Annotated in this window: 18 protein-coding genes and 1 riboswitch; of the genes, 8 read left to right on the top strand and 10 right to left on the bottom strand. The window is 64.7% G+C overall.

What is annotated here, in order from left to right; translation table 11 throughout:
- The first annotated feature begins 45 nt into the window (after window positions 1-45).
- Genes FJ414_RS23980 through FJ414_RS23970 form a run of 3 tightly spaced genes read left to right on the top strand, consistent with a single transcriptional unit; the run spans window position 46 to window position 3,330 of the window.
- Window positions 46-915, top strand: coding sequence for a branched-chain amino acid ABC transporter permease (locus FJ414_RS23980; RefSeq protein WP_140646864.1), 870 nt, complete (start codon window positions 46-48; stop codon window positions 913-915).
- Window positions 902-2,620, top strand: a complete 1,719-nt coding sequence (locus tag FJ414_RS23975; RefSeq protein WP_140646863.1) for an ATP-binding cassette domain-containing protein — start codon at window positions 902-904, stop codon at window positions 2,618-2,620. The genes FJ414_RS23980 and FJ414_RS23975 overlap by 14 nt, the downstream gene beginning before the upstream one ends.
- Window positions 2,617-3,330, top strand: coding sequence for an ABC transporter ATP-binding protein (locus tag FJ414_RS23970; protein WP_140646862.1), 714 nt, complete (start codon window positions 2,617-2,619; stop codon window positions 3,328-3,330). The genes FJ414_RS23975 and FJ414_RS23970 overlap by 4 nt, the downstream gene beginning before the upstream one ends.
- Before the next feature lie 6 nt (window positions 3,331-3,336).
- On the opposite strand, the gene FJ414_RS23965 is transcribed toward FJ414_RS23970, so the two are convergent.
- The 6 genes from FJ414_RS23965 to mtnK form a co-directional block, all read right to left on the bottom strand.
- The gene (locus tag FJ414_RS23965; RefSeq protein WP_140646861.1) at window positions 3,337-4,062 is read right to left on the bottom strand and encodes an MgtC/SapB family protein; all 726 of its coding nucleotides are present in this window, start codon (window positions 4,060-4,062) and stop codon (window positions 3,337-3,339) included.
- Between the two features lie 114 nt (window positions 4,063-4,176).
- A complete protein-coding gene (locus FJ414_RS23960) occupies window positions 4,177-4,335 on the bottom strand; it encodes a peptide ABC transporter permease (RefSeq protein WP_140646860.1) in 159 nt (52 codons plus the stop codon).
- Window positions 4,336-4,468: 133 nt separating this feature from the next.
- Window positions 4,469-5,533 carry a class II fructose-bisphosphate aldolase gene (gene fba / locus FJ414_RS23955; protein WP_140646859.1) on the bottom strand — a complete coding sequence of 355 codons (1,065 nt, stop codon included), beginning with the start codon at window positions 5,531-5,533 and terminating at the stop codon, window positions 4,469-4,471.
- A gap of 159 nt (window positions 5,534-5,692) precedes the next feature.
- Window positions 5,693-6,160, bottom strand: a complete 468-nt coding sequence (locus tag FJ414_RS23950) for a 6,7-dimethyl-8-ribityllumazine synthase (RefSeq protein WP_140646858.1) — start codon at window positions 6,158-6,160, stop codon at window positions 5,693-5,695.
- A gap of 78 nt (window positions 6,161-6,238) precedes the next feature.
- Window positions 6,239-6,391, bottom strand: a riboswitch (FMN riboswitch).
- 237 nt (window positions 6,392-6,628) lie between these two features.
- On the bottom strand, window positions 6,629-7,723 hold the full coding sequence (gene mtnA / locus FJ414_RS23945) for an S-methyl-5-thioribose-1-phosphate isomerase (RefSeq protein ID WP_140646857.1): 1,095 nt from the start codon (window positions 7,721-7,723) through the stop codon (window positions 6,629-6,631).
- Window positions 7,720-8,988, bottom strand: a complete 1,269-nt coding sequence (gene mtnK / locus FJ414_RS23940) for an S-methyl-5-thioribose kinase (RefSeq protein WP_140646856.1) — start codon at window positions 8,986-8,988, stop codon at window positions 7,720-7,722. Before mtnK ends, mtnA begins: the two co-directional genes overlap by 4 nt.
- Window positions 8,989-9,124: 136 nt before the next feature.
- Here mtnK and FJ414_RS23935 point away from each other — a divergent pair, with 136 nt between their 5' ends.
- From FJ414_RS23935 to FJ414_RS23925, 3 genes are all read left to right on the top strand, one after another.
- Entirely contained in the window at window positions 9,125-10,636 is a 1,512-nt protein-coding gene (locus tag FJ414_RS23935; RefSeq protein ID WP_140646855.1) for a sugar ABC transporter ATP-binding protein, read from the top strand.
- Between the two features lie 69 nt (window positions 10,637-10,705).
- Window positions 10,706-11,701, top strand: coding sequence for an ABC transporter permease (locus tag FJ414_RS23930; RefSeq protein WP_140646854.1), 996 nt, complete (start codon window positions 10,706-10,708; stop codon window positions 11,699-11,701).
- Window positions 11,702-11,740: 39 nt separating this feature from the next.
- On the top strand, window positions 11,741-12,793 hold the full coding sequence (locus FJ414_RS23925; protein ID WP_140646853.1) for a substrate-binding domain-containing protein: 1,053 nt from the start codon (window positions 11,741-11,743) through the stop codon (window positions 12,791-12,793).
- A 75-nt stretch (window positions 12,794-12,868) separates the two neighbouring features.
- On the opposite strand, the gene FJ414_RS23920 is transcribed toward FJ414_RS23925, so the two are convergent.
- Window positions 12,869-13,108 (bottom strand): DUF1127 domain-containing protein, encoded by a 240-nt coding sequence (locus tag FJ414_RS23920; RefSeq protein WP_140646852.1) that lies wholly within the window; start codon window positions 13,106-13,108, stop codon window positions 12,869-12,871.
- 262 nt (window positions 13,109-13,370) lie between these two features.
- Between FJ414_RS23920 and FJ414_RS23915 the strand changes: the two genes are divergently transcribed.
- Window positions 13,371-14,876, top strand: a complete 1,506-nt coding sequence (locus FJ414_RS23915; RefSeq protein WP_140646851.1) for a winged helix-turn-helix domain-containing protein — start codon at window positions 13,371-13,373, stop codon at window positions 14,874-14,876.
- A gap of 56 nt (window positions 14,877-14,932) precedes the next feature.
- Here the strand turns inward: FJ414_RS23915 and FJ414_RS23910 are convergent, their stop codons facing one another.
- The 3 genes from FJ414_RS23910 to FJ414_RS23900 form a co-directional block, all read right to left on the bottom strand.
- The gene (locus FJ414_RS23910) at window positions 14,933-15,997 is read right to left on the bottom strand and encodes a D-alanine--D-alanine ligase family protein (protein ID WP_140646850.1); all 1,065 of its coding nucleotides are present in this window, start codon (window positions 15,995-15,997) and stop codon (window positions 14,933-14,935) included.
- A 225-nt stretch (window positions 15,998-16,222) separates the two neighbouring features.
- Entirely contained in the window at window positions 16,223-18,277 is a 2,055-nt protein-coding gene (locus FJ414_RS23905) for a bifunctional aldolase/short-chain dehydrogenase (RefSeq protein ID WP_140646849.1), read from the bottom strand.
- Window positions 18,278-18,360: 83 nt separating this feature from the next.
- Complete coding sequence (locus FJ414_RS23900; RefSeq protein ID WP_140646848.1) at window positions 18,361-19,326, bottom strand: sugar-binding transcriptional regulator; 966 nt, start codon at window positions 19,324-19,326, stop codon at window positions 18,361-18,363.
- A 204-nt stretch (window positions 19,327-19,530) separates the two neighbouring features.
- Here FJ414_RS23900 and FJ414_RS23895 point away from each other — a divergent pair, with 204 nt between their 5' ends.
- Window positions 19,531-21,171 (top strand): acyl-CoA synthetase, encoded by a 1,641-nt coding sequence (locus FJ414_RS23895; protein WP_140646847.1) that lies wholly within the window; start codon window positions 19,531-19,533, stop codon window positions 21,169-21,171.
- The last annotated feature ends 67 nt before the right edge of the window (window positions 21,172-21,238 follow it).

Genomic DNA, 21,238 nt, shown 5'->3' with positions numbered 1-21,238 from the left:
GGACGGCGCGGCTGGCCGCGCCGTCCCTCCGGATCGGGATACGAGATGAACGCATTGCTCACATCCGCCGTGGCGGGACTGACGGCCGGGGGCACCTATGCCCTGCTCGGCGTCTGCGCCGTCTTCACCTACCGGCTCGTCGCCGTGGTGAATTTCACCGGGGCCGCCATCGGCACCGCGGGCACCTTCGTGCTGATCGCGCTGTTCGAGGCCGGGTTCCCCATCTGGCCCTCGGTGCTGGCGGGGATTGCGGCGGGCACGGCGACCGGCGTCGCAATCGGCTACATCATGACGCGGTGGTTCGGCGAAGCGAGCGCTTCGACCAAGGCGGCGGTGACGGTGGCGCTGCTCGTCGGGCTGATCGCCGTCGGGCTGCGTCTCACCGGTGGCCAGCACCCGCACAACATGCCCGAGCTGTTCCCAGGCTCGGCCTTCCGTCTCGCCGGCGTAGAGGTGACCATCGCCTCGGTGCTCACCATCGGGCTCGCGGTGCTGTTCACCATCCTTTCCGACCTCTTCCTCAACCGGACAAAGGTCGGCCTCAATCTGCGCGCGCTGGCCGACCGGCCGATGGCGGCGGAACTGCTCGGCGTGCGGGTGCAGATCCTGTCGCTGCTGGTATGGGGCATGACGGGCGCCTTCACCACTTTCGCGCTGATGATCATCGCGCCGCAGCGCTCGCCGAACTTCATGACGCTTAGCCTGCTTGTCGTGCCGGCGCTCGCCGCGGCACTCATCGGCGTCTTCAGCAGCTTCTGGTGGACGCTGGCCGGCGGCATTGCGCTCGGCATCGTCGAAGGGCTGGCGAGCTCCATCGACAGCATCAGCCAGTATCGCAGCGCCATTCCCTTCCTGGTGGTGCTTGCCGTTCTTCTCTGGTCGCAGCGGGAGGCCCGTTGGGATGAAGCGCGCTAGTTTTCGGGCCTCATTGACCCTCATCGTCGTGGCGCTTATCGCCGGCGGCGTCGCCTATGCCGGCCTCCTGCCGTCTTATTGGGTGTTCCTTGCAACCTCGGTCCTGATCACCGGCGTCGCGCTGCAGAGCCTCGGCCTCGTCGCCGGCCGCACCGGCATGATCGCGCTCTGTCAGATGTCCTTCGCCGGCGTCGGCGCCTGGACGGTCGGCTATCTCAACCTCGCCGAAGCGCCAGGCGGCCTCGCCACATGGATCCTTGTCGGCGGCCTTGCGGCCGTGCCGTTCGGCGTTGCCATCGGCCTGCCGGCGCTGCGGCTGCGCGGCATCAACCTCGCCATCGTCACGCTCTCCTTCGCCACCGCCTTCGACACCATCCTGGCCACCATGACCTATCCCGGCCAGACCGACTTCCTGCAGGTGCCACGGCCGGAACTGTTCGACAGCGACGAGGGCTATTTCGTCTTCGTGCTGCTGTTCTATGTGGCGATCGCGGTTTCGCTCGAATTCATCAGCCGCTCGCGGCTCGGCGCCTCCTGGCTGGCCGTGCGCCATTCGGAGCGCGCCGCCGCCGCGCATGGCGTCCGCATCGCCACCGCCAAGCTCACGGCTTTCGCGCTCAGCGCCTTCGTCGCCGGCATTTCCGGCGGTCTGCTCGCCGGCTATCTCGGCACGCTGGTCGCCGAGAATTTCAGCATGATGCAGTCGCTCTCGCTCTACGCGGTGTCGGTGATGGCCGGCGCGCATTTCGCCGAGGGTGCGATCATCGGCGGCCTGCTCGTCGTCATGTTCCCCGAAATCCTGCGCCGGCTGGACTGGCCGCAGGACATCGGCAATGTGCTGTTTGCCATCGGCGCAACCCAGGCGCTGTCGACCGGCGAGACGATGAGCGAGACCTTCCGGCGCCAGTTCCGCAAGCGGCTTTCGGCGCGCGCGCCGAAAGCCGCTGCCGCGTCTGCCTCCGACCTGCCGGCAGCAGTCGAGCGTGCCGCCGGCCCGGCCCTTATCATCGAGGCTTTGACGGTCCGCTACGGCAGCGTGGTCGCGCTGAACAATGTCAGCCTGAGCGTTGCCGCCGGCACCGTGGCCGGACTGATCGGCCCCAACGGCGCCGGCAAGTCGACCTTCATCGATGCGGTCGCCGGCTTCCTGTCGTCCTATCAGGGGAGCGTGCAGCTGGGCGGCAAGCCGCTCGAAGGCGTGCCGGCGCATCTGCGCGCCCGCGAGGGCGTGCGCCGCACCTGGCAGACCAACCGCATCGCGCCGGAACTCACCGTTGGCGGCTATCTGGCGCTTGCGGCCAAGGGCCTGTCGGTGATCGAGACCAAGGCCGTGCTCGACTGGCTCGACTGTCCGCATCCCGACACGCTGGTGGCTTCGGTCGATGCCGGCACAAGGCGGCTGCTCGACGTCGCGGGCGTCGTCGCTGCCCGCCCGGCCGTCGTGCTTCTCGACGAACCGGCTGCCGGCCAGTCGCATGAGGAAACGCTGCGGCTTGGCCGGCGCATCGCCGAGATCCCGAAGCTGTTCGGATCGGCGGTGCTTCTGGTCGAGCACGACATGGACCTGGTTCGGGCCGTCTGCTCGGAGGTCACCGTGCTCGATTTTGGCCAGGTCATCGCCTCCGGGCCACCGGCCAAGGTGCTCGGCGAACGCGCGGTGAAGAAGGCCTATCTCGGCATCGAGGAAGAGAGCGTGGCGGCATGAGCAGGCTCGTCGTTTCCAACCTGTCGATCAACCGTGCCGAGTTGCCCGTCGTCACGTCGGTCGATCTCACCGCCGAAAGCGGCGCGATCAGCGTCGTGCTCGGCGCCAATGGCGCCGGCAAGACGACGCTGCTCGAAGGCCTGTCGGGCATCATCCCGGTTGCCGGCGGCTGCATCGCCATCGATGGCCGCGAGTTGCAGAAAGCGCGTCCGGGCGCCCGCTCGCGCGAAGGGCTTGCCCATGTCGAGCAGGGCCGCACCGTCTTCCGCCAGCTGACGACCGAAGAGAATTTGCGCGTCAGCCTGCAGCCTGGCGCCGACATCGCGGAAGCCTATGCGCTGTTTCCCGAGCTGGTGCAGCGCCGTTCGGTGAAGGCAAGCCTGCTTTCGGGCGGCGAACAGCAGATGCTGGTCATCGCGCGCGCGCTCCTCACCCGGCCGAAGGTGCTGCTCATCGACGAGATGTCGGCCGGCCTGGCGCCGGTCATCGTCACGCGGCTGATGACGGCCGTGCGCAAGCTCGCCGATGACGGCCTGGCCGTCGTCCTCGTCGAGCAGTTCGCGGCGCTTGCGCTGTCGATCGGCAACCGCGCCTATGTCATGCGCCGCGGCCGCGTCGTCTATGACGGCGATTGCGCGAAGTTGCGCCAATCGCCCGACGAACTGCACCGGCTTTATCTCGGAGGGGCGGAGATGGCTGCCACATCCTGATCCTGCTCAGGACGAATTCTCGCCGATCACGTCGAAGCGCTCGACCGTGCAATGTTCACCGACTACGGCCAGCACTTCGGTCGAAGGCCTTTCCGCGTCGGGCTGCTTCCATTGCACCTTGAAAGAGAATACGAAGCGTTGGTGGTCGACGTCATGTTCCATGCCCACGAAGCGGGCATCGTAGCCAAGCGGCCGCACAATGTCCGGGAGATCGGGCGGCGAGCTTTTCGGCCATGAGACCGACAGGATCGCCTTGTGGTTGCGCGCGATCTTGAGGTCGACCCATTTCAGCGCCTGCAGCGTCACCAGCGTCAGTACCGTCGCGATCGCGCCGAGGCCGTACTGGCCGCCGCCGAAGGCAAGGCCGATCATGGTCATGATCCACATCGTCGCGGCTGTGGTGACGCCGGTGACCAGATCGCCACGCCGCAGGATGGCGCCGCCGCCGATGAAGCCGACACCGGTGAGCACGCCCAGCGCAAAGCGCATGACGTCCATACGCACGAAGGAATCCGGCCCTTTGCCGGAAACATCGAGCAGCATGTTGGCCTGGACCATGGCCACGCAAGCCGCCAAGCCGACCAGAATGGTTGTCCTCAGCCCGGCGGAATGCCCGCGCGCCTCGCGATTCAAGCCTATGAGAAAGCCTGCCAGCAGCGTGACCAAGAGCCGCCCGACGAGGTCCGGCCAGGTCGGATGAAGCGGCATGTCGCAGCAAAGCGTCTCGAACATGGTTTCGACACGGCGGTGAACGGGCGCCGCGCCTCAGTTTCGTCTGCGACGTTCAACCGGCGGAGCCGGTGATGGTTCCTTGGCGCAAGCCCGGCTTTTCGCGGGCGACAACCCTCAATGCGCGGCGAGACTGACCACCAGCGCCAGCACCACGATACCGACCAGCCCTGCGATGAAGATGATGCGTTGCGCGCGCCTATGCAGGATGATCTCGCCCTGCCGGGCATCCTGGCCGGAGAAAACCGGCCCTTCGTCGTCGCGATCCTTGCTCATGACGTGCTCCTTCCCTTCGATGGGTGCGGAAGGTCTCTGAGCAGGAACCACTTTGTTGGCTTGAAGTTCCGCCCCGCTTTGGCGGGGTACATGCCCGCGACCGGGATCGAACCGGTCGCGGGGATTGATCGGCTCAGCCGAATTTCGGATCCAGGCTGCCCGACTTGTAGCGCTTGGCCATGTCCGCCAGCGGGATCGGCTTGATCTTCGGCGCGTTGCCGGCGGTGCCGAACTGCTCGAAGCGCTCCTTGCAGAGCTTCTTCATGGCCGCCATGGCCGGCGTCAGATATTTGCGCGGATCGAACTCCGACGGATTCTCGGTCAGCACCTTGCGGATGGCACCGGTCAGCGCCATGCGGTTGTCGGTGTCGATGTTGATCTTGCGCACGCCATGCTTGATGCCGCGCTGGATCTCTTCCACCGGAACGCCCCAGGTCGGCTTCATCTGGCCGCCATATTTGTTGATGATCTCCTGCAGATCCTCCGGCACCGAGGACGAGCCATGCATAACCAGATGCATGTTGGGCAGGCGGCGGTGGATCTCCTCGATCACGTTCATCGCCAGCACCGCGCCGTCCGGCTTGCGCGAGAATTTATAGGCGCCGTGGCTGGTGCCCATGGCCACCGCCAGCGCGTCGACATGCGTGTCGCGCACGAATTGCTCGGCCTGCATCGGATCCGTCAGAAGCTGATCGTGGCTGATCGCGCCTTCGACGCCGTGTCCGTCCTCCTGCTCGCCGCCGCCGCTCTCCAGCGAGCCGAGCACGCCGATCTCGCCTTCCACCGACACGCCGCCCCAATGCGCCATGTCGACGACGCGCCGCGTAATGCCGGAATTATAGGCGTAGTCGGCCGGCGACTTGCCATCCTCCTTCAGCGAGCCGTCCATCATCACCGAGGTGAAGCCGTACTGGATCGCGGTGACGCAGGTGGCTTCGTTGTTGCCGTGGTCGAGATGCATGCAGACCGGGATGTCGGGATGGATTTCGACCAGCGCGTCGATCAGCTTGGCCAACACCACGTCATTGGCATAGGCGCGAGCGCCGCGGCTGGCCTGCAGGATGACCGGCGACTTGGTCTCCTCGGCCGCCTCCATGATGGCGAGGCCCTGTTCCATATTGTTCATGTTGAAGGCAGGCACGCCATAGCCATGTTCGGCGGCATGGTCGAGCAATTGTCTCAGTGTGATGCGAGCCAACGAATAGTCTCCCGTATCTGGTTCGAGCCCGTGTTTGAAAAGGCCGCCCGACGCCCGGGCGACCCGTTGCTTCTGGCCGGATTTCGGAGCTACCGCAACCTTTTGAAGCCTTTTCGGCCGCAATTCTTGTTGCAGGGCTGAAATCCGGCCTTGGCGGGCTTAGGCGGCGATCCGCGCACGCGCGGCGAGGATTTCGACGCAGGCCTTGGCCGCCTCCTTGCCCTTGACGGTGAAATGCTCGTGGAAGAAGTGGTGATGCTCGGCGCTGTCGTGGTAATTGTGCGGCGTCAGCACCGCCGACAGCACCGGCACGCCGGTCGCAAGCTGCACATTCATCATGCCGTCGATGACGGCGCTTGCCACGAAATCGTGGCGATAGATGCCGCCATTGACGACGAAGGCGGTACCGAGGATCACGGCATAGCGCCCCGTCTCGGCAAGCGTCTTGGCGTGCAGCGGAATCTCGTAGGCGCCCGGCACGTCGAAGATGTCGACGGTGAAGCCGCCAAGCGCGGCGAGCTCCGCCTCGAAAGCTTGCACGCATTGATCGACGATGTCGGCGTGCCATCGCGCGCGAATGACGGCGATGCGGCGGGTTTCATAGGCTTTTGGGGAATGCTGATTCATGGGTCCATCCTTCCGTTTCGAACCAGAATCAGGACGCACGACGCAAAAACCGGCCCGCGCGAGCGGACCGTCTTCTGCGTACGTTCTCTTCCATCCGGACTGTAACCGTCGGCTCCGGAATCGCACCGGATCTGCTGACCCTTCCGATAGGCTGGAAGGCGCTCGCGGGCTTGAGCGATCGAAATCGCCCTTACCGCCGGTGGGGACTTTCACCCCGCCCTGAGAACATTAACGCGGGTTTTATGGAAGAGGAGGGCAACAGTGTCAATTGGCGATGACATCGCGGTCGTCATTCTAGGGCGGAGCAAGGAGCGAAAGCGACGCGCGCAAACCCTAGAATCCATGCCGTGACGCTAACGTGTTGCAACGGCTACAGAATTCTGCACCACTGCGCTCGATGACGGAGGTCATGGCGTGGATTCTCGGGTCAAGCCCGAGAATGGCGACGTGCTGGGGGAGATCAACTGACTACCCCCGTTCCGGAAACATCGCCTTCAACCCCTCGCGCGAGGCCTTGGCCACGCCGCGCTCGGTGATCAGACCGGTCACCAATCTTGCCGGCGTCACGTCGAAGGCGGGGTTCGCCGCCGGTGTCGCATCGGGCGACACGCGCACCTGCGCGATCTTGCCATCGGAAGTCTTGCCCCAGACCAGGGAAACCTCGTCGCCCGAGCGCTCCTCGATCGGGATCTCAGCGAGCCCGTCGGCGACGGTCCAGTCGATGGTGGGCGAGGGGAGCGCGACATAGAAGGGCACGTCATTGTCGGCGGCGGCCAAAGCCTTGAGATAGGTGCCGATCTTGTTGCAGACGTCGCCATTGGCGGTGGTGCGGTCGGTGCCGACGATCACCATGTCGATGTCGCCATGCTGCATCAGATGGCCGCCTGCATTGTCGACGATCAGCGTGTGCGGCACGCCGTGCCCGGCCATCTCCCAGGCGGTGAGCTGGGCGCCCTGGTTGCGCGGCCTGGTCTCGTCGACATAGACATGCACCTGGATGCCGGCCTCGGTCGCCAGATAGATAGGCGCCGTGGCGGTGCCGTAATCGACCGTCGCCAGCCAGCCGGCATTGCAATGGGTAAGGATGTTGACGGTCTCGCCCGGCTTCTTGCGCGCGGCGATCTGCCTGATGATGGCAAGCCCGTTCTCGCCGATGGCGCGGTTCAGCCCGACATCCTCATCGGCGATCTCCGCGGCGCGCTGGTAAGCGGCTTCCGCGCGCTCCGCGGGTGCAATCGGCTTGAGATGCCGTCGCATCTCGTCCAGCGCCCAGCGCAGGTTGATCGCCGTCGGCCGCGTCTTGTGCAACCTCTCCCATACGGCGTCGAGCGCTTCGTCCGACGGATCGTCTTTCATCTGTATGGCGACGCCATAGGCGGCGGTGACGCCGATCAGCGGCGCGCCGCGCACCCACATGTCGCGGATCGCGGTGGCGATGCCGGCAACCGTTCCGATCGTCTCGATGCGGAACTCATGCGGCAGCCAGCGCTGGTCGATGATCTCGACCGACCGCTTGTCGTCGCTCAGCCAGATGGTGCGGTAATGGCGTTCGCCGACGTTCAAATTCTCTTCTCCTGTTCGATCAGCGCGGCCAGATTGTTGACCTCGTCGATGCTGTGGATCTGGCGCCGGTTGACGGCGATATGGCGGCCGAAGCGCAAAGCCTTGGCCTCACATCTGGCGCGCAGGTCTTGATCGGCAATGGTCTCGAAATCGGCATTGTGGGCGAGGCCGAGGATGCGCCGGTGCACCTCGATGCCGGCGAAGCCGAGCAGGTCGTCCCAGATGGAATGCAGCATATGGTCGAGCGCCTGTTCGGAGCCGAGCAGGTCGCCCTGATCCTCGAACAAGCTCCGCTGGTAGAGCATGCCGCTGCGCTCGGTCCGCCACAGATGCGAGAACTCGGCGCGGAAGGTCGCCCAGGTCTCGCCAGTGACGCCGAGCAGATAGGCGCGCATGGAGTCGCGGCCGCCTTTCTCCTCGTGGCCGCGCTGCGAGAAGAAGGCTATCCAGAAATTGGCAAGCAGCATCCCGACGTCGAAGGCGATCGGGCCGTAGAAGGCGAATTCCGGATCGATCATCCGGGTTTCGCTGTCTGTCACCATGATCGAGCCTGAATGCAGGTCGCCATGCAGCAGCGTCTCGGCATTGGCGGCGAACAGATGCTTCAGCCGCTGCGCCTCGACCTTGAGATCGCGGTCGGCGCGCAGCTCGGCGACTAGGCCGTCGAGCTGCGGCGAGGTATGCCGGTTCATCTTGGCGTCGAAATAGGGGTCGGAGAACACCAGGTTCTCGGTGATGTCGCACAGCTCGACATTGTCGGCGAACAGCGCAAGATCGGCCTTGCGCTCCTTGGCTGCCATCGACAGGTCGGAGCCGCGGAACAGCGTGCGCGCCATGAACAGGCCGATGTCGCGTGCGATGTTCGGCAGCTCGCGGCCGTCGATCAGCGCGCGCCTGAGAATGACGTGCGGCGGCGCCAGATACTCCATGACGATCAGCGCCTGGCTCTCGTCGAAATGGTAGATCGCCGGTACCGAGCCGGGCGCACGGCGCTCCTGCCTGGTCAGCGCATGATATTCGAAGAAGGAGCGTTTGAGCGGCAACGGCCAGCTGTCGCCGACCAGCCGCACATAGGGCAGCGCCTGCTTGACCACCGCGGCACCCTTGTCGCCTTCGACGATGAACACCAGGTTGAGATTGCCGTCGCCGACCTCGCGTACCTTCCAGTGGCTGGCGTCCTTGCCGATGCGCTCGGTCAGCGCTTTGGTCTCGCCAAGGCGTTTCGGCAGCGTTTCCACCGACAATGCTTCGAACTTCCCGGTCATTCTCTCCCTCCTGCGCGTGGTTTCCGACGATAGCGGAGCCACGGCGGCGAGGCCAAGCTAGGAAGCGCTCTGGCAAATGTCAATCGTGTTGACAATTGCCGAATGAGCCCATAGCGTCACCATCCGGGAGGAACGGATGGGCGCAGATGCCGTGTTCCATGTGGAGGGCCTGAGGAAATCCTTCGGCCAGAACGAGGTGCTTGGCGGCATCTCGCTCGACCTCTTTGCGGGCGAGGTGACCGTGCTGATGGGCGCCAACGGCGCCGGCAAATCCACCCTGGTCAAGATCGTCAGCGGCGTCTATGCGCGCGGCGCAGGCTCAATGCAGCTCGCCGGCGAGGCCTTCGATCCGCAGACCCCAGCCGAAGCGATCCGCGCCGGCGTCGTCACCGTGCACCAGAACATCAACGACGGCGTGGTCGCCGACCTCGATGTCGCCACCAACCTGACGCTCGACCGGCTGAGCGGCAAAGGCGCGTCCTTGCTCTTCAAGCCTGCCAATGTCCGGGCCGAAGCCAGGGCTGTCGCCGACCGCATGGGGCTCGCCATCGACCTCAAGGCGCGCGTCAGCGACTTGTCGTTGGCCGACCGCCAGATGGTGGCCATCGCCCGCGCCATGGCGCATCGGCCCAAGGTGCTGATCCTCGACGAGCCGACCTCGTCGCTGTCGAGCGCCGAGGCCGACCGGCTGTTTTCGCTGATCGACAGGCTGCGCGGGCAGGGCGTCGCCATCCTCTATATCTCGCACCGCATGTCCGACATAAGGCGGCTCGCCGACCGCATCGTGTCGATGCGCGACGGCGTCGTCTCCGGCGTCTTCGACAAGAAGCCGCTCGACTATGAGGGCGCGGTCAACGCCATGCTTGGCCGCAAGATCCATCTCGACCGGGTGGTGGCGAGAAGCTCGGCTCGAGCCGTCTTCACCGCCGAAGGGCTGCAACTGGCGCAAGGGTCGAGGCCGATCTCGATGACGCTCGGCGCCGGCGAGGTGGTGGCGATCACCGGCCTGGTCGGCGTCGGCAAGACGGCTTTGGCGGAGACGCTGTTCGGCGTGCGCCGGCCGCTCGCCGGCACCATGCATATGGACGGCAAGCCCTATGCGCCGGGCGCGGCGCGCGAGGCGATCGCCGCCGGCGTCTTCCTGGTCGCCAAGGACCGCGTTGCGAGCGGCATCGTCGGCGGCTTCAACATCGAGCGCAACATCAGCCTGCCGTTCCTCAAGCGCATGTCGGGTCTCGGCGTGATGAAAAAGCGCGCCGAGCGCGTCGTTGCCCGCCGCCAGATCGACGAACTTGGCATCGTCTGCCGCTCGGAGAAGGACGAGCTGTCGGCGCTTTCCGGCGGCAACCAGCAGAAGGTCATGGTGGCGCGCTGGATGTCGCAGGCCTCGCGGCTCTTCATCCTCGACGAGCCTTTCCAGGGCGTCGACATTTCGGCGCGCCGCGACATCGCGGCGAAGCTTCGAGCCAGCGCCGACGACCGCGCGACGCTGATCTTCGTCACCGAAATCGACGAGGCGCTGGAGACCGCCGACCGCATCCTGGTGATGTCGGAACACACGATCGTCGGCGAGCACCGTAACGCCGATATCGATCTCGACCTGCTGCTGGCGGAAGTGGCTGGCGGACCGCTCCACAGCGCGGCATGAGGTCGAGGGATTTGCATGGAGTGGAGTTGGAATGAGCTTTTGTCGGACAGCCGCGCGGCGGGGCGCTGAGTGATGTTGCGCGACTACGCCATCCGCTACGGCTTCATCGTCCTGTTGGTCGGGTTGATCGCCTATTTCGCGGTCGCCGCCGATGGTTTTGCTTCGCCGCAAAGTGCCGTCTTCATCTTCCAGTCGGTGGCCATCACTGGTGTGCTGGCGCTCGGCGTCACCGCGACGCTGGTCGTCGGCGGCTTCGACCTGTCGATCGGCTCCGTCGCCACCAGCGCCATGATGGCGGCGTCCTACGCCATGGTCGTGCTGGAGCAGAACGCGATCGTCGCGGTGATCGCCTGCCTTGTCATCGGCGTCATCGTAGGCCTGATCAATGGCTGGCTGATCGTCTATATGCGCGTGCCCGATCTGCTGGCCACGCTCGGCATGATGTTCCTGCTGCTCGGCCTGCAGCGCATCCCGACGGAAGGCCGCTCGATCGCCACCGGCATGACCATGCCCGACGGCTCGGTCGCCAACGGCAAGTTCTCGGAAGCCTTCCTCGCGCTCGGCCGCCACCGCATCGACTTCTTCATCCCGAATCTGATCCCGGTTTCGGTGGTGGTGCTCGTCGTGCTCGCGGCGCTGATCTGGTTCTTCCTCGAATACACGCGCTTCGGCCGCATGATGTATGCCGTCGGCAGCAACGAGCGGGCGGCCGAGCTCGCCGGCGCGCCTGTCAAGGCATACAAAATCTGGGCCTATGTGATTTCGGGAGTTTTTGCCTCGATCGGCGGGATTTTGCTCGCCGCCCGGCTTGGACGCGGCGACATCGCCTCGGGTAATAATCTGTTGCTCGACGCTGTCGCCGCGGCGCTCATCGGCTACGCGGTGCTCGGCGCCGCCAAGCCCAACGCCTTCGGCACGGCCGTCGGCGCGGTGTTCGTCGGCGTCTTGCTGCAAGGCCTGACGATGATGAACGCCCCCTACTACACGCAGGATTTCGTCAAGGGCGCGGTGCTTGTCGTCGCCCTTGTCTTCACCTTCGCCCTTTCCGGCAGGGGCAAGAGATAGTTTCGACCGGGGCATTGAGACAAAACGGAGGAAAACGAAGTGAGCATCACAAGAAGATTTTTGGGGAAGGCAGCACTCGGCCTTGCCGGCGCAGCGCTGCTGATGCAGGGCACGGCGCTTGCCGCGGACCGTCCGGCGCCGTTCGACAAGCCGGGCGTCAAGATCGCGCTGGTGCGCTATCTGTCGACCGGCGACTTCTTCCAGGCCTATCTCTCCGGCGTCGAAGCGCAAGCCAAGGCGCTCGGCGTCGACCTGCGCGTGCTGGACAGCCGCCAGGACGCAGCACTCCAGGCCGACATGGTCGACCAGGCGATCGCGCTCGGCGTGCAGGGCATCATCATCCAGCACGGCCTGACAGAATCGATGAAGGACGCCGCCCAGCGCGCGGTCGACGCCGGCATCAAGGTCGTCGCCTTCGACGTCAATGTCGAGAACCCGAAGATCCCGCAGGTCGAGCAGTCGGACAAGGATCTCGCCAAGCTCGCGCTCGAGCAGGCGGTGAAGGACAATGGCGAGAGCTGGAAGGCCGGCTATGTCTATGTCGCCGGCATCGCGCCGCTCGACCGCCGCAACGAGACCTGGGTGGACGTGAAGAAGAAATATTCAGGCATCAGCGAGGTCGCCCAGTTCGGCACGCTCGACAACCCGATCGCCAACTCGGTCGCCAACCAGGCGCGCTCGGTGCTACAGGCGCATCCCGACATCAAGGTGATGTTCGCGCCCTATGACGAGTTCGCCAAGGGCGTGAAGATCGCCGTCGACGAGGCCGGCCTGAACAAGGGCATCAAGATCTATTCGGCCGATATCTCGACCTCGGATATCGCCGCGATGCGCGAGCCGGACAGCGCCTGGGCGGCCACCGCCGCCACCAACCCGGCCGTCGTCGGCCAGGTCTCGGTGCGCGCGCTGGCGCAGCTTCTCGCCGGCGAGGATCCCGGCCACAACGTCATCGTGCCGCCGACGCTGATCACCCAGAAGGAACTGATCGACAAGGACATCAAGAACATGGAAGACCTGTCGGCCAAGCTGCCGCAGTTCGCCCATGCCGATGTCGCGATGCCCGCCTGGATGCCGAATCCGAACGCCAAGTAAGGGTTCTGCCCGTTGCTGATGAAGGGAGCGGTCCAATGGGCCGCTCTCTGTCTTTTCCAAGGGACTGTTGCGACTTCACCGCTGCCAGAAGGGCAGTTTGGCGATTTCCGCCTCGACCTCTTTCCTTGTCAGCCCGATGTCGTCGATCAGATGCGGATTGTCCGTCGCCATGCGCTTGAGCTCGAAACGGAAATAGGCCTGCTTGCGGCGCTCGGCGAGGAGGCCTCGCAGGGCTGAGAGGCTGTAGCGCCGGCGGCCGTTGATCTCGGCTGGACGCGCCGCCAGAGATGCGCAAGGCGTAAGGATATCGTTCATGGCAACCTCCATGCGGCAGAGAGCTTGAAGGCCCTCGCCCTGATTGAGATTGCAGTGTGCCGCTGGTGGCCGGCGGCGTAATTAAGCCCTCCCAAATAGTTCTCAAAACTTCCAAATCGGCTAGAGCGTGTCACCGTTTCACGGAAAAACGCCGAACCGCTCTATCCCTTTGTTTTTACGCAATTCCGGACGGAAGGTTACGGCGAAGACGCCGAACTTAACCGCTTCACACTTTTCCTGGAATTGCTCTATAGATCGCCGCATGCAGGGATCGCGCTTTGCTTTTGGACCGTTCGTGTTTGATCCTGGCGCGGGAACGCTGCTCCGGGGCGACGTTCCCGTTGCCGCCGGTCACCGTGGGCTGAAGCTGCTGGAAGCGCTCGTTGCGCGTCCGGGAGAAATCCTGGCCAAGGCCGAGTTGATGGACGCGGCGTGGCCGGGCACCGCGGTCGAGGAAGGCAATCTCACGGTGCAGATCGCGCAGCTCAGGAAGCTGCTCGGTCAGGCGACCGGTGGTGGCGAGTGGATCGTCACGGTGCCGCGTGTCGGCTATCGTTTCATCGGTGCGGTCGAACAGCCCGACGCGACGCGCAAACCCTTGCCGCTGCCCGACAAACCGTCGATCGCCGTGCTGCCCTTCATCAATCTGAGCAACGATCCCGAGCAGGACTCTTTCGCCGATGGCCTGACCGAAGATTTGATCACCGATCTCTCGCGGATCCCGGGCCTCTTCGTCATCGCGCGCAACTCGGTGTTTGCCTATAAGGGCAAGGCCATGGACGTGCGCGCCATCGCCGGGGAGCTTGGCGTGCGCTATCTGCTGGAAGGCAGCGCAAGACGGGCCGCGGGACGCGTGCGCATCAACGCCCAGCTGATCGACGCGCTGAGCGGCGAGCATCTGTGGGCCGAGCGCTTCGATCGCGGCCTGGAAGACATCTTCGCCGTTCAGGACGAGGCGACGGCCAAGATCGTCGAGGCGCTGCTCGGTCGATTGCGCGCGCCGCCGGCGCGCAACCGGCCGAAGAACCTCGAGGCCTATGATCTCGTCGTACGCGCGCGAAAACTGTTCGACGAGTCGCCGCAGATGGCGCGCGAAGCGCACCTGATGCTGACGCGCGCGATCGCTCTCGATCCGGATTACGCGGAGGCCTATCGCTGGCTTGCGATGAACCACTGGATGGGATGGGTGCATTGGGGCGAGCCGTTCGAGCCTGCCCGCAGCACGTCCCTGGAACTGGCGCGCAAGGCCGTGGCGATCGATCCCAACGACGCCGGTTGCCGCTGGGTTCTGGCGAACCTTCTTGCCTATGAACGCGATTTCGAGCAATCCGATGCGGAATTCGCCAAGGCAATCGAGCTCGACCCGAACGAGGCCGATATCTGGGCGACATTGTCCGACATCGAGGTGCTTGCGGGAAAGATCGAACAAGGCCTGGAACACATTCGCAAGGCGTTCCGGCTCAACCCCTTTCCGCCGAGCTGGTATTATCTGACGCTCGGCCAGGCGCAATATGCGGCCAGCGACTATGAAGCCGCCGTCGAGACGCTGCGCCGCGACGAGACCTACCGCACCAGCTCACGCCGCTTCCTGGCTGCAAGCCTGGCGCAGCTCGGCCGCCTCGACGAGGCACGCACAGAGGTTGCGCTGTTCCTTGTCGGCAATCCGCATTTTTCCACCCGCCGCTGGGTCGAGACGGAACCGTTCCGCGACGCGGCGACGCTCAAGCATTTCGAGGATGGCTTCCGCGCGGCTGGCCTGCCGGAGTGATGCGACCGACGTGATCCGTCGGTCGCGTCCGAGATTCCGATCCTCAGACTTCGGCCTCAACGGCCGGCGCGCGCCAGCCCGTGCGCCACCAGGCGCTCGATAACCTCCGGATAGCTGACGCCACTCGCCGCCATCGCCTTGGCGTACATGCTGATATTGGTGAAGCCCGGAATGGTGTTGAGCTCGTTGATCAGGAAATTCATATCCGGCATCAGGAAGAAATCGACGCGGGCCATCCCGTCGCAGCCGAGCGCTCTGAACGCCCTGGCGGCCATATCGCGCATGGCATTCTCGACTTCCAACGGCAACTCGGCCGGCACGGTCAGGGCCGCGCCATTCTCGTCGATATATTTGGCGTTGTAGTTGTAGAAGCCGTGACTTTCCGCGGGCACGATCTCGCCCGGCCGCGAGACGAAGAGTTCGCCCGTGGGGCTCTCCAGCACGCTGAATTCGATCTCGCGGCCACGAACGAATTCCTCCGCCAGGACCTTGCGATCGTGCTGGAAGGCTTCCGCCAGCGCGCGCTCGAACTCCTGACTGCCATTGACCTTCGCAACGCCGACCGACGAGCCCTGCCGCGCCGGCTTGATGAATAGCGGCAAGCCGAGCTTGTCTTCCAGTTGGGCAAGCGAAGGCAGCCGACCTTCATCGATCGTCACCGAGCGCGCGACCGGCAGTCCCACCGCCTTCAGCAGCCGCTTGGCGATGTCCTTGTCGAGGGCCGTGGCCGAGCCCAGAATACCGCATCCGGCGAGCGGCACGCGCGCCACTTCGGCCAATCCCTGCACCGCGCCGTCCTCGCCATGCAGACCGTGCAGCACTGGAAACAGGATATCGATGACGGGCAGGTCATGGGGTGCGCCGCTGGTAGGGATCGCCAGCATCCGCCCTTGCCCTCCCGGCACCAGGCACAGCTGTATGCCAGCCGACGGTGTCGCCAGGGCGCCGTCCTCGAAACGGCTGAGCAGCCATTGGCCGTCGCGCGTGACGAAGATCGGCACGGCGTCGTATTTCGCCGGATCCAGCGCCTGCATGACGTTGGCCGCCGAAAGCAGCGACACCTCATGCTCGGCGGATCGACCGCCGAACAGCACACCTATACGCAGTCTTTTCGCGGGCATCGACAACTCCACTAATGATCGGGGTTGGAGCTCGCACGCGAAACACCAGACATGCCCCTTCAACCGTCCGAGTAGTAACCGAAGGATTGGAGTGGGACTTTGACCGGTTGAAGCAGTTTTTCAGCAGAAGCGCGAAAGGCCTTCCGTTCGGAACCGTGTCAAGACTAGGAGCGGTTCATCCGCTTATGAAACGATGAACCGCTCCAAGGTTGTGTCTTTACTTCGTCAGCGCAACGCCGCCGCGATGTTGCCGCCGTCCACCGTCGTCACGTCCGCTGTGGTGCGTTCGGCCAGCGCCTGGTGCAGGAATGCCTGCGCCACGTCGTCGGCGGTCACTTCCTGTCCGAGCAGATTGCCGGACATGTATTCCTTTTCCGACACGCCGCGCGCGCCGGACCGGCTGGCGATCATCGTGTCGGTCAAGAGCCCGGAGCGGATGCGGTCGGCGTTCACCGCATTGGAGCGTATGCCATAGGCGCCGTAGTCAAGCGCATATTGCCGCGACAGGAACAAGGTCGCCGCCTTCGGGATGCCGTAGGCGCCGAATTTCGGGCCGGGGTTGATCGCCTGCTTGGAGGTGTTGAACAAAAGCACGCCACCGGTGCCCTGTTCCAGCATGATGCGCACCGCATTCTGCGCCGCCGACTGGTGGGCGAAGAAGTTGAGCTCAAAACTCTTGCGCAAAGTGGCGTCGTCGAGCTCGCCGATGCGGCCTTCCCAGGCCGCGCCCGCATTCGAGACCAGGATGTCGACGCCGCCATAGACGGCGACCGCCTTGTCGAAGGCGGCGCGCATCTCGGCCGGATTGGTGATGTCGGCACCGACGCCGATCGAATTGTTACCGGCCGCCTTGGCCGCGTCCGCGGCCTTGGTCGGATCGAGGTCGACGATCACCGCATGCGCGCCGTTGGCCGCGAATAGTTTTGCCGTAGCAGCGCCGATGGCGCCGGCGCCGCCGGTGATCAGCACGACCTGGCCGGTCAGCGGCTTCGGCTTGTTCGAGGCGAGCTTGGCCTGCTCCAGCGACCAGTATTCGAGCGGAAAGAGGTCGGCCTTGGACAGCGGATGGAAATTGCCGACGGCCTCGGCGCCGCGCACCGCCTCGATCCACATCTCGCCGACATCGGAGGCGATCTTCGCGTCCTTCAGCGTGCGGCCATGGCCGAACATGCCCAGCCCCGGCACCAGCGTCAGGCGCGGCATCGGGTCGAGCATGGTGCGCTTGACGTCGTCCAGCGCGTCATTGGTCTCGAAATAGGCGGCGTAGTCCTTGACGAAGGCCTCGACATGGCTGCGCACCAAGCCCTTGTAATCGCCGAGCTTGCCGGCATCGGGAGCCGGCACCGCCATCGGTCCGGTCTTGATGCGGATCGACAGATCGGGCGTCGACACGCCGCGGCCGGCATAGTCGGCGATCTTAGCCGAATTGATGAAATCGACGATGGCATCCGAGGTGCGGAAGTCGCTGATCATGCGGTCGAAACGGCCTTCGCCGCGCGCCACCGCGACTGCGCCGCGCAGCATTGGCGCGATGTCGCTCGGCCGGGCGAGCTTTGCCGGCAGCGCCGCCTTGACCGCCTGCGGCTTGCCGTTCCTGGCGACGTAATCCTCGGCCATAGTCACATAGTGGATCATGCGGTCATAGGCCTGCCTGGCATCGTCGCCGAAAGTGAAGATGCCATGCTTGTCGAGGATCAGGCCCTCGACGTTCGGGTCGGCGTCGAACACCTCCGCGGCGACCTTGGCGAGGTCGAAGCCCGGCTTGATGTAGGGCACGTAACCTAGTCTGTCGCCGAACACGGTCTCGATCAGCGGCTTGCTGTCTTCCTGGTCGACGATGGCGAGGATGGCCGTGGAATGCGTGTGGTCGACGAATTTGTGCGGCAGGAAGGCGTGCAGCAACGTTTCGACCGATGGGTTCGGAGCGGCGGGGTCGACGAGGTTGGAGCGCTGCAGCGCCACCATGTCCTCGTCGGCGAGCTGGTCCAGGGAGCGCGCCTTGAGCAGCGCGCCCATCTTCACCGCCGGCAGGCCCTGCGGTTCGATGACGGCCATGTCCCAGCCGCTGCCCTTGACGCAGAGCACGTCCCATTCGTCGCCGACCAGATCTGTGGCCTTGGTCTTGCAGGAGGTGTTGCCGCCGCCATGCAGCACCAGCCGCGGCTCGCCGCCAAGCAGACGGGTCGTGTAGACGCGCAGCGCAAGGTCGCGGGCGACGCCTTTCTTGGCATAGTCGGCAACCATCTTTTCCGCGTCGGCGTCATTCCAAAGGTTCTGCATGTCGTTCCGTCCGGTTCCGTCTTTTTTGCTCATGAACAGAAAGCCGCGACGTCTTGATGACAGAAGCGGCGAGGGTGGTTTTTCTAGGATGCCTTTTTGCCGGCTTCGCCCGCGTGATTGATCAGGCGCTCGGCCATGTGCGCGCCGATCACCAGATGCGTGCAGAGCCCGCCGGCGACGGCCGCAAGCAGCGGCTCGAATTTGGTGTCTTCCTGCACCACCATCAGCCGCTTCTCGATCGCGCGCAGCGAGGCGAGTTCGGCGGAAATGACGCGCCGGTTGTAGCTGCAGTCGAGCACCTCGCCCTTGGCGTCGATGATCTGCCCGGCGATAACGCCGGCAGCCCCTTGGCTGCGCAGCGCTTCCATCTCGCCTGCGGACAATGCGCCGCATTTCACCAGATGGCTGTCGGCGTCGACCGCGCCGACGGAATAAAGCGCGAGGTCGCAGTCGGCGATGCCGGCAAGCTGGTCGCGGATCACCGGCTCGGCGCGCAGGCCTTGCGCCAGTTCCTCGGTGGAGAGCACCAGCGGCGCATAGAAATTGAGGCCCTTGGCGTTCAGCCGCCGCGCGATCTCCATCGTGCACTGGTCGGGCCGGTAGGAATAGGGCGCGCCGAGATTGCCGCAGAGCTGCACCACGGTGACGTCCTGCAGGTCGGCATAGGACATGATGTCGGCGATGGTGTAGACGGTGCGGCCCCAGGCGACGCCGATACGGTCGCCTTTCTTCACCAGCTCGAGAAAGACGCTCGCCGCCAGCACGGCGATATCGGCCGAAGGATCGGCGAGATAGGCATTTTCCGGCGCGATCCAGACGGCGTCGAGATCGAAGGCGTCTTCAAGTCGGCGCGCCGTGACGTCGTCGGTGAAGAGCTGCGTCGAGGTCGAGATGTTGACGATGCCGGTCTCGCGCGCCTTGCGCAGATACATGGCGACCGAAGCGCGTGAAATGTTTAGCTGGCTCGCCACTTCGTCCTGACGAAGGCCGTGGGCATAGTAAAGCCAGGCGGCCTTGTGGATGATCTGTTCTGCCGGTCTGATCGCCATGCCGCCTCCTCGGCTGACATTAGTCACGGCTCTCGACAAAAGTCAAATTTGCCTGCGTGAGCTGCGATCGCCTCACGGTGGGGCTTCATCCGGATCGCCATTCCACCAAGCCGGCGCAGCATAGCATTTTCAGCCGCGGAAGGGGGATAGCGTGACGAAGGGCCTAAGGTTAGAAGGTTCGAAAAGAACCTTGGGGAGAACGGGATGGCCAATCCCTACGAACAGGATCTCGACAGGAACGCCGCCAACCACCAGCCGCTGACGCCGCTCACCTATCTCGAGCGCGCGGCCAAGACCTATCCCGACCATGTCGCCATCATCCATGGCAACCAGCGCATCACCTATCGCGATTTCTGGCGCCGCTCGCTGAAGCTCGCCTCGGCGCTGTCGAAGCATGGCATCGGCAAGGGCGATACGGTGACGGTGATGCTGTCCAACACGCCGCCGATGCTGGAAGCGCATTTCGGCGTGCCGATGACCAAGGCGGTGCTGCATTCGCTGAACACCCGCCTCGACGCCGCCGTTATCGCTTTCCAACTCGACCATGCCGACTCGAAGGTGCTGATCGTCGACCGCGAGTTCTCGGGCGTTGTCAGGGAAGCGCTGGCCTTGGCCAAGGTGAAGCCGTTGGTCATCGACTATGACGATCCTGACTATGCGGCCGACGCGCCCTATCCGAAAGGAGAGCGCATCGGCTCGGCCGATTATGAAGAGTTCGTCGCCGGCGGCGACGAGGCTTTCGCCTGGTCGATGCCCGATGACGAGTGGGACGCCATCTCGCTCAACTACACTTCCGGCACGACGGGCAACCCGAAGGGCGTCGTCTATCATCATCGCGGCGCGGCGCTGATGGCCTACACCAACACCATCCATGCCGGCATGGCCAAGCACGCGGTCTATCTGTGGACGCTGCCGATGTTCCACTGCAATGGCTGGTGCTTCCCCTGGACTTTAGCCGTGCAGGCCGGCACCCATGTCTGCCTGCGCTGGGTGCGGGCAAAGCCGATGTATGACGCCATCGCCGACCATGGCGTCGCGCATCTGTGCGGCGCGCCGATCGTCATGTCGGTGCTGATCAACGCGAGGGAGGAGGACAAGCGACAGTTCGCGCAGACCGTCACCTTCAACACGGCAGCGGCGCCGCCGCCGGAGGCCGTGCTCTCCGGCATGGCCGACGCGGGCTTCGCCGTCACCCATCTCTACGGCCTGACCGAAACCTACGGTCCTGCCGTCGTCAACGAATGGCACAATGAGTGGGACGCGCTGGAGAAGGGACCGAGGACGGCAAAGAAAGCGCGCCAGGGCGTCCGCTACGCCTCGCTCGAGGGTCTCACGGTGATGAACCCGCAGACCATGGCGGAGACGCCGGCCGATGGCGAGACCATCGGCGAGGTCATGTTCCGCGGCAACATCGTCATGAAGGGCTACCTGAAGAACAGGAAGGCGACCGACGAGGCCTTCGCCGGCGGCTGGTTCCACTCCGGCGATCTCGGCGTCATGCATCCCGACGGCTACATCCAGCTCAAGGACCGTTCCAAGGACATCATCATCTCGGGCGGCGAGAACATCTCTTCCATCGAAGTCGAGGACGCGCTCTATAGGCACCCGTCGGTCGCTTCCTGCGGTGTCGTTGCCCGCGCCGACGAGAAATGGGGCGAGGTGCCGGTCGCCTATGTCGAGCTGAAGCCGGGCAAGGCCGCGACCGAGGCCGAGATCATCGAACATTGCCGAGGTCTGCTGGCGCGCTTCAAGGTGCCGAAGACAGTGGTGTTTGCCGAAATCCCGAAGACGTCGACGGGCAAGATCCAGAAGTTCAGGTTGAGGGAAATGGCGAAGGAGGCATGAGCCTCAAATGGGCGATGCCGAGTTCCCGCCCACCCCCCTCTGGCCTGCCGGCCATCTCCCCCGCAAG

Origin of the sequence: Mesorhizobium sp. B3-1-6, from assembly GCF_006439555.1 — a bacterium.
Taxonomy (GTDB): Bacteria; Pseudomonadota; Alphaproteobacteria; order Rhizobiales; family Rhizobiaceae; genus Mesorhizobium.
This window is presented reverse-complemented; position numbering and strand designations above follow the sequence as displayed.